Source organism: Paenibacillus sp. FSL R5-0749 (genome assembly GCF_038595085.1).
Taxonomy (GTDB): Bacteria; Bacillota; Bacilli; order Paenibacillales; family Paenibacillaceae; genus Paenibacillus.
Genome location: NZ_CP152005.1, coordinates 3931677 through 3948445, shown reverse-complemented (window position 1 = coordinate 3948445; position 16769 = coordinate 3931677). Strand labels below are relative to the sequence as shown.

Genomic DNA, 16769 nt, shown 5'->3' with positions numbered 1-16769 from the left:
GCAAATGCTTCGCAGAAGGGTTTGAATTAAGATATTTCTCCTTCAAAAAACAAGCGAACAATTGTTCTAAAAATCTATTGAACAAAACAAGTGTTCGTGTTATATTGATTTCAACAGATAGGAACAAACGTTTGGAGGCGGTATTTAATGAGATATTCAACTTATCAAAGTATTTATGAACCGATGAATTCGGAACTGGTGAAGTCTAACATAGGGAACTACAAGAAGGTTTTAGCGCGTTTCAAGATTTCTTCATGGATATTAAAGGTAGCCATCACTTCTTTGATTATATTTATTGGATGTAGCACTGTATTAACGGTATTTGCTGGCAATGAGAATGATGTTCTGCCTGGAGGAAAGATAGCCGTTTCACAAGGGGAAACATTATGGAGTATTTCTTTGGAACATAAACCGACTAATATGGATACACGTATATATATAGAAGCAATTAAGAAAGTGAATCAACTTCAAGCGACTTCGATCCAAGTGGGACAAGTACTAACTCTACCGCAATTCGCAGAATAAAAGCACATCAATGAGAGTTAACGCGTGTCAGCTTGACAAGCAGCCTTTATCATGGCAAAGTTAATATGACTTTGTATTTTTGGAGGGGACAAGCTTGGATATAGATAGTCTGGTAGCACGTATTAACGAATTGGCTCGTAAGCAAAAGTCCACTGGATTGTCGGAGGAAGAACTTGCTGAACGTGCCGAGCTAAGAGAGATTTATTTGAGTAATATTCGCAGCAATTTCAGACAACAACTGGATACCATTGAGATTGTTGATGATGAGAATGACAAAGGCCACCAAGGCAAACTCAAACACTAACGAAACCTAATGATATCATTATGATATTTAGGTTTCTTCCTGTTATTCTGAGTATGCAATTTATAGGGGGAAATGTTGGTTTACAGTTATGTAAGCCGATACAAAGACACATAAGGGGGATTCTCATGTCGCGTTCGTTCGAGAGAACGGTTAAGAAAAATTCCAAGCAGTTAAATCAGCAACGCAAAAAAAGTGGTCAGCCAATCACAGGTACACCAGGTGAAGAAGTCTTTAAGGGACGTAGCCTTTTGTTCCCTATATTTTTGATCGGTCTCGCCTTTTTGTATCTGTTTATGAGCACGTTCCTTGTGCAAGCTCCGATGACAACCTGGGACTGGGTGACGATGCTGCTTTACGTATTTTTGGCAGTCATCTTCATGCTTCGTCGTCCATACATCAAGATCAGCAGTAATCGGATTATAACAACAAAGGGTAATCGTGAACGTTCAATCGGGGTTGAAGATATTGTCAAATTCAGAATTGAACCAGGCACAGTTGTTATCGAACATAAAAGTCGCGGGAAAAGATGGGTGTTCACCAAGTTATTGAACCGTTACGATACAGATGCGATTGCAGAACGTTTGCTGAAGTTTGCAAAAGCACACCAGATCACCGTGGAAACGATCGATAAGTAATTATTGTATAAAGGGGTAGATGATCGGAATGGCGTTAAAAGCGATTTTGTTCGACCTGGATGATACTTTATTGTGGGATGAGCGCAGTGTTCGAGAAGCATTTCGTGAGACTTGTCTAATTGCAGCACAAGAGACTGGGGTCAAACCGGAGGAACTTGAAGAAGCTGTTCGTAACGAGGCACGTGCACTGTATGAATCTTATGAGACCTTTCCTTTTACCAAAATGATTGGAATCAATCCGTTTGAAGGCCTTTGGGCCAACTTTACTGGTGGGGATCAAGCTGAGTTCCGTCAGTTGGAACAACTTGCTCCAGCTTACCGTAAAGAATCCTGGCGTCGTGGCTTGTTGAAGTTCGGTATAGATCGGGAAGATCTTGCTGAACAACTGGCCGTGCAGTTTGGAGTAGAACGTAGATCCAGACCTCATGTGTACGAAGAAACGATGGATACTTTGCGTCAATTACAAGGGAAATACAAACTGTTGCTGTTAACGAACGGTTGTCCTGCTTTGCAACAAGAGAAGTTGGATGGTGTACCTGAATTGACTCCTTTCTTTGATGAGATTGTTATCTCGGGTAACTTTGGAAAAGGAAAACCAGATCCGTCCATATTCGAGCATGCTTTGAGTAAACTGGGTGTTAAACCCGAAGAGAGCATGATGGTTGGGGACAAGTTGACGACGGATATTCGTGGTGCTCTATCAGCAGGCATCCAAGCCGTATGGATTAACCGTGAGCATAAGAACAACAATGAAACGTATGCGCCTGACCATGAAATTACGCATTTATCCGAATTAGATCAACTTATTGCTAAGTTCTGAGCAAATCAGCCATAACATCTTTCCTCAGCACTATGAAACATTGGAAGCTTCAATGAACGATGATATCGTTCTTGAAGTTACCAATGTTTTTTTAATTTGAGTAAATTAACTAAGTTGCCTTGTTAAATGAGATTTCCATTTATTTTGCTAAAAGTTATTGAAATTAGGGGGGAGCTGGATTAAAATATAACTAACATACTAGTATGACTAGTATTTAGATTATTCTGAGCAATTTCTTTTGACTTAATTCATTTGAAATCATTTGAATGGAAGCGAGGGTTGTTGCTAATTATTTCTTATTTGTTGTAAGCGCTTTATACACTTCGAAGACCTTCTTTCGATTTGGAGATCACACCAATTATTAAGTGCTAATGCATGATGTGAAGCACCTTGGATTGAGTGATTTTACATAAAACATCAAAATGATATCGCTTACATTGGACTGTACTCTATTTCGTGGTGGGGGTGAAATTGAAGGATTGGTTGTTTTCTACCAAAGAAGCGATGGGAATTGCTCATGAAATAGTTTATATCTATCAAGTCCTGGATTGGAGTGAAAACACATGGAGTCGGAAACCGCTAAAACAACGTTAACCATGACATCTTTACGTAAAGAAAGCAGATTACGAACGGCAGCAACTTTGTTCCGCAAAGACTGGCAGTTGTATTCACTATTAATCCTTCCCATCATCTATCTCCTTATTTTTAAATATGGGCCGATGATCGGAAATGTAATTGCGTTCAGACGCTTTGTTCCCGGAGGAAGTATATTTGGAGAAACGTGGGTTGGGTTAAGATACTTCAAAATGTTCATTGAGGACCCTACCTTCTGGAGAGTATTTGGTAACACGCTGATGTTGGGCGGACTCGCGTTGCTCTTTACATTCCCGGTTCCAATCATCTTTGCCTTGATGCTTAACGAAGTGAAGAGTAAACGATTCAAAAAGTTTGTTCAAACCGCGTCTTATCTGCCTCATTTTCTGTCCATCGTTATCGTGGCGGGTATGATCCTGCAACTGACAGCAGTGAATGGTTCCATTAATGGATTGGTGGCATTCTTCACCGGAGACAATATTCCTTTTATGCAGCGGGCGGAGTGGTTCCGAACAATCTATATCACTTCTGAGGTATGGCAGGGTATGGGTTGGGGAGCGATTCTGTATCTGGCTGCACTGACAACCATAGATGATTCTCTGTATGAAGCTGCACGTATCGATGGTGCCAATCGGTGGAAGCAAACGATTCATGTAACGATACCAGGGATCTTGCCAACGATTGTGACATTATTGATTTTGAACATGGGTAATTTCCTTGCTGTTGGATTCGAAAAAATCTTACTCTTGTACAATCCGCTAATCTACGAGACATCTGATGTCATCTCGACTTACCTGTATCGGGTCGGACTGGAATCCAGTAACTTCAGTTATGCTACCGCAATTGGCTTGTTCGAATCGCTGATCGGTCTGATTCTGGTGTTCTCCGTAAATGCGATCTCACGCAGACTGACACAAAGAAGCTTATGGTAAAGGAGGAGCATCATGCAGGAATCCAGATCTTACAAGGTATTTAAAGTATTCAATGTTATCTTTCTGCTGTTCGTAGTATTTATAACGCTCTATCCATTCTTAAATGTCGTGGCACAATCCTTCAGTAGTGAGTCCTATATTAATTCGGGCAAGGTTAGTCTGTTCCCAAGAGGATTCAATGTGGAGACGTATAAGACCATCTCGCGTGACAGTATGTTCTGGACGAATTATAAAAATACGATTATCTACACCGTGGTAGGTACGCTAATCTCCATGTTCATGACGACTATTTTCGCATATGCCCTGTCCAAAAAAAGATTAATGGGTCGCAAATTTCTGACCATGTTCGCCGTATTCACCATGTTCTTCAGTGGTGGATTGATTCCAAACTATGTGTTGATTAATTCCCTTGGGTTCAATAACACCATGTGGGCACTTGTTGTTCCGGGTGCAATTAGCATATACAACATGCTGATCATGAAGTCATTTTTTGAAAATATGCCTGAAGAACTGGAGGAAGCTGCCTCGATTGACGGTTTGAACACTTACGGAATCTTGTTACGCATTATTTTGCCACTAAGTAAAGCAGTTATGGCAACCATGGTGCTGTTCTACGCAGTGGGCCATTGGAATTCCTGGTTCCCAGCCTTTCTGTATTTGGACAAAAAAGAACTGTTCCCGGTCACCATTTATCTGCGCAATATGATTGCAGGAGCGACAAGTGGGGCGTCTGCCGGTGCAACCTCAGCGGATAACCTGACACAGATTGCTGCCAATATTAAATCAGTAACGATGGTATTAACCATTTTGCCGATACTCACCATCTATCCATTTGTCCAAAGATACTTTGTAACCGGAATCATGTTAGGGTCTGTCAAACAGTAAAAAGCAGCAGCTAGAGTAATTCACATGATTAATTTTTAGATGTTGTTTAAAGTAAAGGCAAAGTCAACCTAAACCAAATTCAGGGGGATAACCTAAATGAATCAAAAGCCACGTAAGTTTGTTGGTAAAATGGTGTTGGCAACAATGATGACCTTCGTTCTGGCAGCATGTAGCAGCGATACTGGAGCTGGAGGCGACGTCACGGAAGTTCAAACCAAGGCAGCGATGGAAACGTACAATGTTGGGGATACATTCAAGGCGACCGAGCCATTTAATCTATCCATACTATACAGTGATCATCCTATTTATCCTTATAAAAAAGACTGGTTACTTTTCGATAAAATTACCGAACTGACGGGTGTTACGCTTGAGCCAACGATTGTTCCCATGAGTGACTACTCTCAGAAGAGATCCCTTCTAATTAGTTCAGGCGATGCACCGCTGATTATTCCCAAAACCTATCCTGGTGAAGAATCTGCATTTGTATCTTCCGGTGCGGTCTTGCCCATTAGTGATTACATTGATTTGATGCCGAACTTCAAGGATAAAGTGGAAAAATGGGGTTTGGAGGATGAACTGGAAGGACTTCGGCAAGAAGATGGAAAGTACTATGTGCTCCCGGGTCTGCATGAAGAAGTATGGCCGGATTATACATTACTGGTAAGAACAGATGTTTTTGAAGAAAATAACATCGCCATCCCGACGACATGGGACGAATTGTATGATGCAGCCAAAAAGCTGAAAGAAATCTACCCGGATTCCATTCCATTTTCGGATGGATTTAAATTCAATAGTACATTGAACATCGCTGCTACCGGTTTTGGTACCAAGGCTGGATGGGGTTTTGGTAATGGATTGACATATAAAGAAGATCAGGATGAATTCGTATACACGGCTACAACACCAGAATACAAAGAGCTGTTGACCTACTTTAACAAGTTGGTATCTGAAGGATTGCTGGACAAAGAAAGTTTTACACAGGATGACGATCAGGCAATACAGAAATTTGTATCCGGCAAATCTTTTATGATTAACGGCAATTCCCAAACGCTGGTGCTGCACCGAAATGATATGAACAAAACGCTGGGAGAGGGCAAATTCTCAGTTGAGAAGATTACAGTTCCTGGTGGACCAAAAGGCCAATTAATGTCAGGCTCCAGACTTGAAAACGGTATCATGATCTCTGGGAAAATTCAAAAAAGCGAAAATTTCAAAGCCATTATGCAATTTATTGATTGGTTATACTACAGTGATGAGGGTCAAGAGTTTGCCAAATGGGGTGTTGAAGGCGAAACATTTACCAAAGAGGGCGGAACACGTAAATTGGTTGAAGACGTTAACTATAATGGTTTGAATCCAAAAGGAACGAAGGATCTGCGTATTGACTTTGGCTTCTCGGGTGGTGTATTTGCCTACGGAGGTACAACAGATCTGCTGCAATCGATGTTTAGTGAAGAAGAGTTGAAATTCCAGCAAGACATGAAGGATACCAAAGAAGTGATCCCGGCTGAACCACCGATTCCATACTCTTCTGAGGACCGTGAACGGGTGACACTTCTGAGTACTCCACTGAAAGATTACTCAGACCAAAATACACTTAAATTTATCTTGGGTGAGCGAAACTTGTCTGAATTCGACACTTTTGTTAAAGAACTTGACAGTCAGGGTCTATCCAATTATCTGAAGCTGGCAAATGACACGTACAAAGCCTACAAAGAAAATAAGCAATAACATAGTTGATGTTGGCCAAATTACCGTTTCACACCGATATTTAAGTGGAACGGTAATTTGTGCTAATATGAATGAATACGGCTGAGAGAAAGAGGTCAAGGCATGTCAATTAATCAAAAAATTAGAGGCTCGACCCGGGCATATTCATATAATTTGTTAAAGGAACGAATTCTGCATCTGGAACTTAAGCCTGGTACTAAAATTTCAGAGAAAGAGATTGCAGATGAATTGCAAGTGAGCAGAACCCCCGTGCGAGAAGCATTCATGAAGCTTGCAGAAGAAGAACTGCTGGACATTATTCCCCAGAGTGGAACGATCGTCTCTCATATTAATCTAGAGCATGTGGAAGAAGGCAGGTTTACGAGGGAAAAGATGGAGAAGGAAATCGTGACTTTGGCATGTGTTTCTTTTCCTGAAGAATTCCGATTTCGACTTGAAACCAACATTGCGATGCAGGAAGTTTGTATAGGAAAAAACAATTTCTATCGTCTTTTTGAGCTGGATGAAGAGTTTCATCAGATTTTGTTCCAGGGCACGGGTAAGCTAAGAACATGGAAAATGTTGCAACAACTGAATATTCCGTTTAATCGGTTGCGTTTGTTACGTCTAGCGGAGGACTCCAACCTGGAGGTCATTATCTCCCAACACAAAGATATATATCGACTTATCACAGAGCGTAAAACAGAACAGGCTGTTCAGGTGATGGAAGCTCATCTCAGACTGGTTGTGATTGAACAGGAATCGATAAAAGCGAAATACCCGCATTATTTTATATAATGCACGGATGATGTATAATACTCTCCATATGCATATGCGAAAACCCCTGTTCAATTGAACAGGGGTTTTGGTTAAGCAAGTTATAACACGAGAGTGTCAGGCGTTCTTGATAAATGTAGGATCAGGGTATGGATCTGCAATCCAGCCATCTTTTTCGATGAACAGACGTACAGCGATAATTTGTTTGTTCTCCATTAAGGTGAAGAAGTGCGGTGTATTCTCGGGTACAGAAATGACGTCTCCAGGAGACAGTTCTACATTAAAGTAACCTACATCATCAGTAGCTTTGATAACAAAGATTCCTTTACCAGCGACAATCGCACGGATCTCATCTTCAGCGTGGGTGTGGATCTCTTCGAACTTGGCCAGCTTTTCTTCGATATCTGGTGTTTGCTCGGACAGTGTGATCACATCCCAGATTTGGTACCCGCGACGTGCAGCCAAATCTCTGATCTCATAGTCGTAAGTTTCCAAAACTTCGGTTTTCTGTTCATCCGTTAATCCAAAGTTATTTTGCAGATCAGTGTTCAGTTTGGATGCGTCCCACTTCTCATATAATACTTCGTATTTGTTCAAGAAATTTCGAACATTTTCGTCACCAGTGATGCGTTCGTTCGTATTTCGGATAACAATTTCAGCCATGTTCTTTCCCTCTTTTCCACTTGGTTTAATTGAATTATATCGGATACCTCTGTTTTTGTCGATTCTCAAATTCCGTTCATAATTCGTGTAAACCCGCCATCTTTCGCGAGAAAACCCGATCTTTCACATTAAGTTAGTTTCTGTTAAACTAAGATTTAACGTTTTGCGGGGGTGAAGATATTGGATAAGATTAGTCTACACGATGCATTAAAACAACGAATATTAATCCTCGACGGTGCGATGGGGACCATGATTCAACAAGTTGATCTGACTGGCGAAGATTTTGGCGGCGAAGATCTGGATGGATGTAATGAAATGTTAGTGCTTACTCGTCCAGAGCTGATCCAGCGCATTCATGAAGAATATCTGGAGGCTGGCGCCGATCTAATTGAAACCAATACATTTGGTGCGACATCGGTCGTGCTTGCTGAATACGATATTCAGGATCGGGCACGCGAAATCAACCTGGAAGCAGCCAGAATTGCGAAAGCTGCGGTTGATCGTTTCTCTACACCGGAATCTCCACGTTATGTGGTAGGTGCGATGGGACCAACAACCAAAACACTGTCTGTAACCGGGGGAGTAACGTTCCAAGAACTTATCGACAGTTATTTGGAGCAAGCGCTTGCTTTAATAGAGGGAGGCGTTGATGCGCTACTGCTTGAAACCTCACAGGATACCCTCAATGTAAAAGCAGGTAGCATCGGAATTCAGCAGGCCTTCGAACAGAGCGGTGTTACACTGCCCCTGATGATCTCAGGAACGATAGAACCGATGGGAACGACCCTTGCGGGCCAGAACATCGAATCCTTTTATATATCCTTAGAACACCTTAACCCAATTTCGGTAGGACTAAACTGCGCTACGGGTCCGGAATTCATGCGTGATCACATTCGTTCGCTTTCCGGAATGGCATCGGTTGCGGTTAGTTGTTACCCGAACGCGGGTCTCCCGGATGAGAACGGTAATTATCATGAGTCACCAGACTCACTCGCTCAGAAGATAGGTGCATTTGCGGAACAGGGCTGGTTGAATATCGCTGGTGGATGTTGCGGGACAACCCCTGCACATATTCGGGCTATGCGTGATACGCTTGCCCAGTACCCCCCAAGAGAAATGAACGGAACACATCCACCGGCATTGTCTGGTATAGAACCAATCTATATCGAACAGGACAATCGTCCCTACATGGTCGGTGAACGTACGAATGTGCTGGGATCACGGAAATTCAAACGACTCATTGTCGAAGGAAAATATGAAGAAGCTTCGGAAATTGCCCGTGCTCAAGTGAAAAATGGAGCGCACATTGTCGATGTGTGTGTACAAGATCCAGACCGTGAAGAGTCAGAAGACATGGTGAAGTTCCTTGAATTGGTTGTGAAAAAAGTAAAGGTTCCTCTCATGATCGATACGACAGATGCTTCAGTCATTGATTTGGCTCTTCAGTACTCGCAAGGTAAAGCGATAATTAACTCCATTAACCTTGAGGATGGCGAAGAGAAATTTGAGCTGATCACGCCGTTGCTTCATAAATATGGTGGTGCGGTTGTTGTCGGAACGATTGATGAGCGGGGTCAGGCGATTAGTCGGGAAGACAAGCTCGACGTAGCCAAGCGTTCTTATGATCTGCTGGTGAACAAATATGGACTCAAACCAGAAGACCTTATTTTCGATACATTGGTGTTCCCGGTAGGTACGGGAGATGAACAGTACATCGGTTCAGCCAAAGAAACCATTGAAGGTATAAGAGTGATCAAAGAAGCGATGCCTGAATGTCATACGATACTTGGGATCAGTAACATTTCATTCGGACTGCCTGAGGCAGGCCGTGAAGTGCTGAACTCTGTATTTTTGTATGAATGTACCAAAGCAGGGCTCGATTATGCCATCGTGAACACAGAGAAACTGGAGCGTTATGCATCCATTCCTGAAGAAGAACGCAGGCTCTCGGAAGAGCTTTTATATAACACGAATGATGATACACTGGCGGCATTCGTAGCGGCATTCCGTAACAAGAAGGTGGAGAAGAAGGAAAAAATCTCGAACCTTTCATTAGAAGAGCGTCTCGCTTCATACGTTGTCGAAGGAAGCAAAGAAGGATTACTGCCAGATCTCGAACAGGCACTTGCCAAATACACAGCACTTCAAGTGATTAATGGTCCACTTATGCGGGGGATGGAGGAAGTAGGTCGTCTCTTTAACAACAATGAGTTGATTGTAGCCGAGGTGTTGCAGAGTGCGGAGGTTATGAAGGCTTCTGTAGCATATCTGGAGCAATTCATGGAGAAGAACGAGACTTCGGTTAAAGGCAAGATCATTCTGGCCACGGTTAAGGGTGATGTGCATGACATCGGGAAGAACCTGGTAGAGATCATCCTGTCCAACAACGGTTACCAGATCATTAATTTGGGTATAAAAGTACCACCAGAACGTATTATCGAGGCTTACCGAGAAGAGAAAGTCGATGCAATCGGCCTCTCGGGGTTATTGGTAAAATCAGCCCAGCAGATGATTCTTACCGCTCAGGATTTGCGAACAGCAGGGATTGATGTACCTATTATGGTTGGCGGAGCGGCGCTAACTCGTAAATTCACCAAAAACCGTATCCGACCTGAGTATGATGGAATGGTTGTATATGCCAAAGACGCGATGGATGGTCTGGATCTGGCGAACAAATTGATGAATCCCGTTACACGTGAAGCCATGCAATTGGAGATGGATGCGGAGAAAGAAGCGGATGCTTCAGGTGCTGTAGCTGTTCAGGCCCTTCCAGAGCTTACACGAGTGGAGCGTTCGGATATTGCTGTAGATCATCCGGTTCTTGTACCGCCGGATCTGGAGCGACATACGATGCGCAACTATCCGTTATCACATATTCTGCCATACGTGAACATGCAGATGCTGCTTGGACACCATTTAGGGTTGCGCGGTTCAGTTGAACAACTGCTTGCTTCAGGTGACAAAAAGGCTACCGACCTGAAAGCAGTGGTGGATGATATCATGCAAGAGGCTGTTCGTGACGGGATTATACAGGCGCATGCCATGTATCGTTTCTTCCCGGCTCAGTCCAGTGGTAACAGCATCATTATCTATGATCCAAAGGACACGAGCAATATTTTGCATACATTTACGTTCCCACGTCAAAAAGTCGAGCCGTTCCTGTGCCTGTCCGACTTCCTGAAACCTGTTGAATCCGGTCAAATGGATTACGTTGGCTTTATGGTTGTTACTGCCGGACACGGTGTGCGTGAACTATCCACGGCGTGGAAAGATCAAGGGGATTATCTTCGCTCGCATGCTCTTCAATCCGTAGCGCTCGAAGTAGCAGAGGGATTAGCTGAGCGTGTGCATCATATGATGAGAGATATCTGGGGATTCCCAGATTCTGCGCAGATGACGATGAAGCAACGACACGGTGCGCGTTATCAGGGGATCAGGGTATCCTTTGGATATCCGGCTTGTCCGGATTTGGAAGACCAAGGACCGCTGTTCAAGTTGTTACAGCCTGAGGATATCGGTGTGGAATTGACGGAAGGTTTCATGATGGAACCTGAAGCATCCGTATCAGCGATGGTATTCAGCCATCCGCAAGCCAAGTATTTTAACGTAGAAAAGGCATAAATCAGTTGAGTGTCAGGCAAAGCCCTCCGCATTGTCGGAGGTTTTTTGCTGGCAACAGAAAGAGGTGCGATCCAGAATGGAACTATATTTCCTGGGAACTAATGCTGGTGTACCTACGCTTCAACGGAATGTAACTTCCATTGGGCTACGCATGTTGGATGAGCGCAGAGCTTTGTGGTTGTTTGACTGCGGGGAAGGAACGCAGCATCAGATTTTAAGTTCTCCGCTTAAACTAAGCAAATTGGAGAAAATATTCATTACTCACCTGCATGGTGATCATGTATTTGGACTTCCAGGACTGCTTTCGAGCAGAGCCTATCAAGGTGGCACCACACCATTAACGGTATATGGTCCGCCAGGTACGGAACGAATGATCAGTACAACCATGGAGCTTAGCCAATCACGGGTCAACTACGATTTGAATATCGTGGAACATACGGGCGGCGTCCTGTTCGAGGATGACAGTTTTATCGTGGAAGCCGCTTTGCTTGAGCATCGGATTGATAGCTACGGATACCGAATCACGGAAAAAGATCGTCCAGGAAGCCTTGACCCGGCCAAACTGGCGGAATACGGTTTGAAACCAGGCCCATTGTTCGGCCGGCTGAAACGTGGAGAAACCATTACGCTGGATAACGGTGATTCGCTTCGTCCAGAAGATGTATTGGGCGCGCCAAAACGCGGCATGGTAATCACCATATTGGGTGATACACGTCCATGCGACAATGTATTGCCTCTATCCGTAAATGCAGATGTGCTTGTCCATGAAGCTACATTTATGCATGATCTGGCCGATACAGCGCATGAGTACTATCATAGTACTTCAAAACAAGCGGCGGAAGCGGCTAGAGCAGCCAATGTAGGCCAATTGATCATGACTCACTTTAGCTCACGTTATAAGGACGAGGATCAACTGCAGCCACTTTTGGAAGAAGCACAGTCCGTATTTCCGAATACGAGACTCGCAAACGAACACCAGCTTATTCCTGTCGTGCATCGCAAGCAAGAATCTTAACCATGATTGCGATCCATTGCACGGCTAAACACGTCATATAATGAACCGGGTAATTGCACGGGACTGAGGGAGAGGAACTCCCGCGGTCCCTTTTGCAATCTGGTCAGAAAGCGTGTAGGATGGGCAATATGAAGAGGGAAATGATTCAAATTATTTTCCGGGAAAGCGCAGGAAATGACAAGCTTGTACAGAAGACGCGCGAGTTAAACCGTCGGTGTTCGATTTGGTTCGACTTGTTGCGTGCACATGTCAGCAAGCCATTATTTTTGCCTGAATACATAGGTTCGCGGTCAAGTTCAAGTTAAATGATTAAGGACATGAAACGTTAATGGAATAAAGAAAGGAAGTGCTGTGTGTGATTAAGGCCTATCTGATTGACTTGGATGGTACGCTCTATCATGGCAGACATCGTATCGAAGGAGCCGATCAGCTTATTCGAACACTGCAAGAGCTAGGCAAGCCGTATTTATTCGTAACCAATAATTCTTCTCGCACACCACAAGGTGTGGCAGATCATCTGAACGGGATGGGCATACCTGCCGATGCGTCTCAAGTGTGTACTTCTGCTGTGGCTGCTGCTGAATATGTTGCCGAAGAGTCCCCGGGTGCAAAAGTGGCATGTATTGGTGAAGCAGGACTGCTGCAAGCCATAGAAGAAGCAGGACTACAGTTGACAGAAGTTGCACCTGATTACGTGATACAGGGGATTGATCGTGAATTTTCCTATTCTAAACTGACCAAGGCGCTAAGGTGGATTAATGCGGGATCAAAGTTCATCATGACCAACCCGGATCTGCAGCTTCCTTCCGATGATGGACTGACGCCTGGTGCTGGAACGATTGGAGCAGCAATTGAAGCCGCAACCGGAGTTCGTCCTACAGTCATAGGCAAGCCATCCAGTGTTATAATGAAGTCAGCCATTAGCCGGCTGAACCTGGCATCTCATGAAGTGGCAGTGATCGGAGACAATATGCGAACCGATATCGCAGCTGGAGTCGCAGCAGGATGTGAGACGATGCTGGTACTTACCGGTGTGACAACACGGGAAAATATGGATGGACACATTCAAGCAGCCAAGGCTCGACCTGATCATGTGTTTGAAGATTTGCATAAATTGATGGAGTGGCTGTCGCAAGAGACAGACCAAACTTCCAAAAAGGGGTAATGTACGATGCCGGAACTGCCGGAAATGGAAAATTACCGGACCTTGTTGTCCGAGAAAATACTTGATCTACCGATTACAGGTGTTGTAATTAACCGGGATAAAACGATAAATACGGAGCCTGATCTGTTCATCAATGAACTTACAGGCAATCGCATCATATTTGTTGAGCGCCGAGCGAAGCATTTGATTTTCCACCTGGCTAATGGCAAACGTCTGGTGCTGCACCTCATGTTGGGCGGTATGATTTTCTGGGGCACGGAAGAGGAACGCCCTGATCGTTCTACACAAGTGGAAATCCAGTTTGGAGATCACATTTTATTCTTTATTGGCCTGCGCTTGGGGTATTTACATCTACTTACTTCAAAAGAGACAGAAGCGGCAATGTCCGATCTTGGACCGGAACCTTTGGATCGACGGATGAACGTGGAACGTTTTGCTTCTCTGTTGAAAGGTCGTCGGGGGACACTCAAGACAACGTTGGTGAACCAGCATATCATTGCAGGGATTGGCAACTGTTATTCGGATGAAATTGCTTTCGCTGCAGGTCTGAGACCAAGCTCCAAAACGCAGAACATCGCAACTTCACCTGAACTGACGGAGCGTTTGTTCCATTCGATGCAGTCCGTGTTGCGCGAAGCAGCATCTGAAGGTGGGTATATGGAAATGCCACTGATGCAAGGGGATACGAAGACAGGAAGCTTTGACGAGCGATGTCGGGTGTACGATCGGGAAGGCGAGACTTGTCCGCGCTGCGGGGGAACGATTGAACGAGTGGAAATTACGGGCAAGAAGGCATTCTTCTGTCCGAAATGCCAGCATGAAGCCTAACAACGGAATCGGGGCACATGTCAGCACGAGAGGTGGATTTCTACAGGCAGCCAAGAGGGCACATGCGATGGGAGCAACGGCGTTTCAGTATTTTCCGAAGAACCCGCGTAGTCTTGGTCTGAAAAGTCTGGATCTCAAGGATGCTGAGCAGTGCAGGGATTGGTGTGAACAGCATGGACTGGCTTCAATTGCCCATTCACCCTATCCTACGAATCCGGCGTTGGGCATGACCCGTGGAGAGGCGGGGTTTCATGCTACAATAGCTTCTATTCGCAATGATCTTGAAATTTCGAATGCTTGCGGTTCCGTTGGGACGGTGGTCCATTTTGGACATATCAAAACAAATGATCCGCTGGAAGGTTATCAGAACCTCATTCATTGTCTGGATACCGCCTTGGAGAATTGGAATGGTCATTCGAAGGTGCTGCTTGAGAATCAGGCAGGTGATCATGGCCCCATGGGCACGACAATGGAAGAAATGATACAGATTCGCAAATTGTCTCGATATCCAGAGCATATTGCATTTTGTTTTGACACATGCCATGCTTTTGCTTCTGGTATGTGGTCGTCAGGCAACGAATCAGAGATGCTTGATCAAGGCAGGGTGCTCGGATACTGGGATGATGTTGCTGCTGTACATTTTAATGATTCCAAATATGCGTCTGGTTCGTGTAAGGATAGACATGCGAGGATCGGACAGGGATATATCGGAAATGAATCACTGAAAACATTGATCAATGCGCCTGAGTTCCAAAAGGCGGTTGTTGTGCTCGAGACAGAAACGGGCGAAGATGGAACGCACCGTGATGATATAGCGCTCATGCGTTCCTGGTTATAATGGGGAGAGGAGCGATTGTATGCATGTTTTTTTGGACGACTATCGGGCATGTCCAAAAGGATTTGTTCTGGCAACGAATGCAGAAGAGTGCCTGATGCTGCTAAGAGAAGGTGACGTGGACATTTTGTCTCTGGATTATGAGCTTGGGCCGGATTCGCCGAATGGCGGTGAGGTTGCGGCATCCATTGTACGAGAAGGTTTATTTCCGCGTGAAATCTATTTGCATACGTCCAGTATGTTTGGGAAACGCCAGATGTACGAGATGTTATATAGCAATAAACCCGATACGGTTACCATTCATAATGGTCCTATGACGGGTGAGGTTATGCTGCGTGTTGCTGCGGGAGAAGAAAGTTCATGAAGCCAATTACATCCAAAATGCTAATGCGCGGCGTATGGGAAGGCATGCCACAGGCTGTGTTTATATACACCCCTTTATGTGGGACATGTGCGGCTGCACGGCGTATGTTAGAGGTTGTTGAGCACATGCTGCCAGAAGGTATTTTATCCGAAATGAACATCCATGACATTCCTGAACTTGTACAACAATTTCAAATTTCAAGCGTACCAGCCGTGATGCTGTTTGACGGCCAGCAAGATGTTCCAAAAATGGTTTATCGGATGAGCTCTGTGGAGCATTTACTCTCGGAGATCCGGAAGGCGGTGCTGAAATGAGTATAATCTCAATGGAACATGTCTCACTCAGACGAGAAGAGAATCAGATTCTGGATAACGTGCATCTACGCATTGAACAAGGCGAGCATTGGGTTATTCTGGGTCGGAATGGTTCTGGCAAAACAACGTTGCTGGAAATGATGAACGGATATTTGTTTCCAAGCCAGGGACGCATTGAAGTACTCGGCAATCTGTATGGACAATGTGACGTCAGGGAAGTGCGTAAGGAAATCGGTTATATTAGCCAAACGTTGATTGAGAAACTCACACCGAGAGATCCGGTATGGGAGGTTGTCGCTACAGGAGCTTATGCTTTTTTGCGTTTTTATCAGACCATTCCTGATGAAGTAAAAGCAAAGGCAATGAGTTTATTAGATGACATGGGCTTTGCCAACCTCGCCAACAACCCGCTTGGAACGTTATCCCAAGGGGAGCGCAAAAAAGTCATGCTTGCTCGTTCATTAATGGCTGAGCCAAAACTGCTGATTATGGACGAGCCTTGTGCCGGGCTGGACTTATATGAACGTGAGAAAATGCTGGCTGAGATTGATCGTTTGCGCCAGCGTAACATTACAGTGGTGTATGTAACACACCATGTTGAAGAGATCGTACCTTTATTTACGCACGTGGCCTTGATCCGCGATGGACGCATTGCGGCGGCTGGCCCCAAGCATGAAGTTTTGACACAAGATACAATTAAGCATACGTACGATGTTCCGGTCGATATCCAGTGGGATGACGGTCGTCCGTGGATACGCGTACGTTCTGGAGGGTAACACAAT

Annotated in this window: 17 protein-coding genes; 16 read left to right on the top strand and 1 reads right to left on the bottom strand. The window is 44.5% G+C overall.

What is annotated here, in order from left to right:
• Positions 1-147 precede the first annotated feature (147 nt).
• The 8 genes from MKY85_RS17390 (at position 148) to MKY85_RS17355 (ending at position 7203) form a co-directional block, all read left to right on the top strand.
• Positions 148-525 carry a LysM peptidoglycan-binding domain-containing protein gene (locus MKY85_RS17390; RefSeq protein WP_339234545.1) on the top strand — a complete coding sequence of 126 codons (378 nt, stop codon included), beginning with the start codon at positions 148-150 and terminating at the stop codon, positions 523-525.
• A 94-nt stretch (positions 526-619) separates the two neighbouring features.
• Complete coding sequence (locus tag MKY85_RS17385) at positions 620-829, top strand: DUF896 domain-containing protein (RefSeq protein WP_017688036.1); 210 nt, start codon at positions 620-622, stop codon at positions 827-829.
• Between the two features lie 125 nt (positions 830-954).
• Positions 955-1464, top strand: coding sequence for a hypothetical protein (locus MKY85_RS17380; RefSeq protein WP_339234540.1), 510 nt, complete (start codon positions 955-957; stop codon positions 1462-1464).
• Positions 1465-1492: 28 nt separating this feature from the next.
• A complete protein-coding gene (locus MKY85_RS17375) occupies positions 1493-2284 on the top strand; it encodes an HAD family hydrolase (protein ID WP_342570322.1) in 792 nt (263 codons plus the stop codon).
• A gap of 563 nt (positions 2285-2847) precedes the next feature.
• Positions 2848-3810: an ABC transporter permease subunit gene (locus tag MKY85_RS17370; protein ID WP_091029317.1), complete on the top strand. Its 963-nt coding sequence runs from the start codon at positions 2848-2850 to the stop codon at positions 3808-3810.
• A 12-nt stretch (positions 3811-3822) separates the two neighbouring features.
• Positions 3823-4695, top strand: coding sequence for a carbohydrate ABC transporter permease (locus MKY85_RS17365; RefSeq protein WP_036613592.1), 873 nt, complete (start codon positions 3823-3825; stop codon positions 4693-4695).
• Positions 4696-4791: 96 nt separating this feature from the next.
• Entirely contained in the window at positions 4792-6426 is a 1635-nt protein-coding gene (locus MKY85_RS17360; protein WP_342570316.1) for an extracellular solute-binding protein, read from the top strand.
• Positions 6427-6528: 102 nt separating this feature from the next.
• The gene (locus tag MKY85_RS17355; RefSeq protein ID WP_339234531.1) at positions 6529-7203 is read left to right on the top strand and encodes a GntR family transcriptional regulator; all 675 of its coding nucleotides are present in this window, start codon (positions 6529-6531) and stop codon (positions 7201-7203) included.
• A gap of 96 nt (positions 7204-7299) precedes the next feature.
• Here MKY85_RS17355 and MKY85_RS17350 read toward each other — a convergent pair whose 3' ends face one another.
• Positions 7300-7845, bottom strand: a complete 546-nt coding sequence (locus tag MKY85_RS17350; protein ID WP_036613600.1) for a cupin domain-containing protein — start codon at positions 7843-7845, stop codon at positions 7300-7302.
• A 180-nt stretch (positions 7846-8025) separates the two neighbouring features.
• Between MKY85_RS17350 and metH the strand changes: the two genes are divergently transcribed.
• The 8 genes from metH (at position 8026) to MKY85_RS17310 (ending at position 16763) form a co-directional block, all read left to right on the top strand.
• The gene (metH, locus tag MKY85_RS17345; protein ID WP_342570311.1) at positions 8026-11466 is read left to right on the top strand and encodes a methionine synthase; all 3441 of its coding nucleotides are present in this window, start codon (positions 8026-8028) and stop codon (positions 11464-11466) included.
• Between the two features lie 76 nt (positions 11467-11542).
• Complete coding sequence (rnz, locus tag MKY85_RS17340; RefSeq protein ID WP_342570309.1) at positions 11543-12481, top strand: ribonuclease Z; 939 nt, start codon at positions 11543-11545, stop codon at positions 12479-12481.
• Between the two features lie 355 nt (positions 12482-12836).
• Entirely contained in the window at positions 12837-13646 is an 810-nt protein-coding gene (locus MKY85_RS17335) for a TIGR01457 family HAD-type hydrolase (RefSeq protein WP_342570307.1), read from the top strand.
• A 6-nt stretch (positions 13647-13652) separates the two neighbouring features.
• Positions 13653-14474: a DNA-formamidopyrimidine glycosylase family protein gene (locus MKY85_RS17330; RefSeq protein WP_342570305.1), complete on the top strand. Its 822-nt coding sequence runs from the start codon at positions 13653-13655 to the stop codon at positions 14472-14474.
• On the top strand, positions 14464-15312 hold the full coding sequence (locus tag MKY85_RS17325) for a deoxyribonuclease IV (protein WP_342573413.1): 849 nt from the start codon (positions 14464-14466) through the stop codon (positions 15310-15312). Before MKY85_RS17330 ends, MKY85_RS17325 begins: the two co-directional genes overlap by 11 nt.
• Positions 15313-15331: 19 nt before the next feature.
• Entirely contained in the window at positions 15332-15673 is a 342-nt protein-coding gene (locus MKY85_RS17320) for a cyclic-phosphate processing receiver domain-containing protein (RefSeq protein ID WP_339234516.1), read from the top strand.
• Positions 15670-15987, top strand: coding sequence for a thioredoxin family protein (locus MKY85_RS17315; RefSeq protein ID WP_062834898.1), 318 nt, complete (start codon positions 15670-15672; stop codon positions 15985-15987). Before MKY85_RS17320 ends, MKY85_RS17315 begins: the two co-directional genes overlap by 4 nt.
• 2 nt (positions 15988-15989) lie before the next feature.
• Complete coding sequence (locus tag MKY85_RS17310; protein WP_342573411.1) at positions 15990-16763, top strand: ATP-binding cassette domain-containing protein; 774 nt, start codon at positions 15990-15992, stop codon at positions 16761-16763.
• Positions 16764-16769: the final 6 nt, after the last annotated feature.

Excerpts from the sequence above, each read along its gene's own strand:
- MKY85_RS17390 (WP_339234545.1), top strand. The coding sequence starts at position 148 with ATGAGATATTCAACTTATCAAAGTATTTATGAACCGATGAATTCGGAA.
- MKY85_RS17380 (WP_339234540.1), top strand. The coding sequence starts at position 955 with ATGTCGCGTTCGTTCGAGAGAACGGTTAAGAAAAATTCCAAGCAGTTA.
- MKY85_RS17375 (WP_342570322.1), top strand. The coding sequence starts at position 1,493 with ATGGCGTTAAAAGCGATTTTGTTCGACCTGGATGATACTTTATTGTGG.
- MKY85_RS17370 (WP_091029317.1), top strand. The coding sequence starts at position 2,848 with ATGGAGTCGGAAACCGCTAAAACAACGTTAACCATGACATCTTTACGT.
- MKY85_RS17365 (WP_036613592.1), top strand. The coding sequence starts at position 3,823 with ATGCAGGAATCCAGATCTTACAAGGTATTTAAAGTATTCAATGTTATC.
- MKY85_RS17360 (WP_342570316.1), top strand. The coding sequence starts at position 4,792 with ATGAATCAAAAGCCACGTAAGTTTGTTGGTAAAATGGTGTTGGCAACA.
- MKY85_RS17355 (WP_339234531.1), top strand. The coding sequence starts at position 6,529 with ATGTCAATTAATCAAAAAATTAGAGGCTCGACCCGGGCATATTCATAT.
- MKY85_RS17350 (WP_036613600.1), bottom strand. The coding sequence starts at position 7,845 with ATGGCTGAAATTGTTATCCGAAATACGAACGAACGCATCACTGGTGAC.
- rnz (WP_342570309.1), top strand. The coding sequence starts at position 11,543 with ATGGAACTATATTTCCTGGGAACTAATGCTGGTGTACCTACGCTTCAA.
- MKY85_RS17330 (WP_342570305.1), top strand. The coding sequence starts at position 13,653 with ATGCCGGAACTGCCGGAAATGGAAAATTACCGGACCTTGTTGTCCGAG.
- MKY85_RS17325 (WP_342573413.1), top strand. The coding sequence starts at position 14,464 with ATGAAGCCTAACAACGGAATCGGGGCACATGTCAGCACGAGAGGTGGA.
- MKY85_RS17320 (WP_339234516.1), top strand. The coding sequence starts at position 15,332 with ATGCATGTTTTTTTGGACGACTATCGGGCATGTCCAAAAGGATTTGTT.
- MKY85_RS17315 (WP_062834898.1), top strand. The coding sequence starts at position 15,670 with ATGAAGCCAATTACATCCAAAATGCTAATGCGCGGCGTATGGGAAGGC.